The sequence below is a fragment of the Flavobacterium sp. genome (assembly GCF_029242675.1).
Lineage (GTDB): Bacteria > Bacteroidota > Bacteroidia > Flavobacteriales > Flavobacteriaceae > Flavobacterium.
In genome coordinates this window covers 1-1,592 of record NZ_JAQWTM010000081.1, presented here as the reverse complement: position 1 = coordinate 1,592, position 1,592 = coordinate 1, and the positions used below count along the sequence as shown (strand labels likewise).

The window sequence follows — 1,592 nt, the reverse complement described above, 5'->3', positions numbered from 1 at the left end:
TTTTATTTTATTAAGAAATACTATCAGTTTACGGAGTAATGGTCCATGAAGCAAAATATTGCTGACCAATTAGACCTGCACCCAATACTTGAGCATATTCTTTTCCTCCAATATTAGCCGCACCAATTTTTAATATTGACTTTAGTTTAGGAAAACTATAATTCACCTGAGCATCAACAACGGTAGCAGCATCGATCATACCGTCAACCATAGAAGATTGCCACAAGTAAGAGCTGCTGTATCTAGCACTAATATTGAAACCGAAGTTCTCAAATAATTTTTCGTTTCCAAACGATGCTTTAGCTCTGTGTTTAGGCGTATTGAATCCTGCTTCAAAACTAGGGTCCTTTGATTGATCAAAACTAAAATCTGCATAGTTGTAATTTACACTTACCTCAAAATCTCTGTAAACTTTTCTACCCAAACCTATTCCGAAACCTAGAGATTTAATTTCTAAAGGCGTATTAGTATATAATTGAAAAGTACGTGTATTGCCACTTTGCAATGCTTGTAAAGCTTTTGACCCTTCAGGATTTGTTAATCCACCTCCATCTAAAGCTTGCCCATATAAAGGTGTAATAACATTTAAGTTACCTATAAAATTATTATAGACATTATAGTAACCATTAATATCAATAGACGTTTTATTGATAAATGATCTATAACCTAATTCAATCGCCTTAACCTCTTCTGGCTTTACTAAATTAGCATTAGTTTTTTGCAGTAAGGCAGGATTTCCCGCTGCCGCAAATGCTAAAACGGATGAAGCAAGATAAGAATTATTATACGCTCTTGTACCATCGATAGTTTGAGAACCATTTCCGTTGTTAAGTGCCTTACCTACATCACCTTTAATATCTATTGTTTCTACAAAACGTGTTAAATTGTCTGGAGCAGAACCTAGTAATACTGCACTTCCAACATTAAACCCAATATATTGATCTTGCGTTGAAGGATTTCTAAAACCCGTTTGAAACGAAGCTCTAAAATTATGTTTTCTACTTTCACCACCCGAGTAAACAAATGAAACCCTAGGCGAAACATTTCCATCAAAGTTTTTAGACTTATCATAACGAATAGATCCTGTAAATTTTAAGCGATCGTCTATCATTTTTTTAGATACTTGCGTATAAGCACCGTACTCATTATATAAAATAGGACCATCAGCATCTGTATAAATTCTACCATGAGAATTCAGCTCGTACTGTCTGTAAGAACCTCCAACTTGTATTTCAGCAAATTCGATTAAATCCTTGAAGTTGTAATTGGCATCAGAATGGTAGATTTTTGAATTGTCTACTAATTTAGAACCCGTAAGCACATCTTCCCCAGATATAACTTTATTAAATGCATTTTTAAAACCCTGAGTACCTGGAAGCAATCTTGTTCCTCTTGGATCGTTTCCATTAATATTTGGAGTTAATACCAATCCTCCAATTAAGCCGGAAGGACTAATATTGTAATCAGCAAAATTTCTAGCTGCACTATGAGCAATTTCAGGTTTTTGGCCAGCTAAAGTGGCATTAGCAAATGCATTTCCATAATCTGTAAACCAGTTCGTATCCGACTTCCATTGTCGGTTGATATTTATC

Annotated in this window: 1 protein-coding gene; it reads right to left on the bottom strand. The window is 34.7% G+C overall.

The window, feature by feature from the left end; all coding sequences use genetic code 11:
• Window positions 1-28 precede the first annotated feature (28 nt).
• On the bottom strand, window positions 29-1,592 hold a 1,564-nt coding region (locus tag P8M54_RS03220), incomplete at its 5' end, for a TonB-dependent receptor (RefSeq protein WP_300285075.1).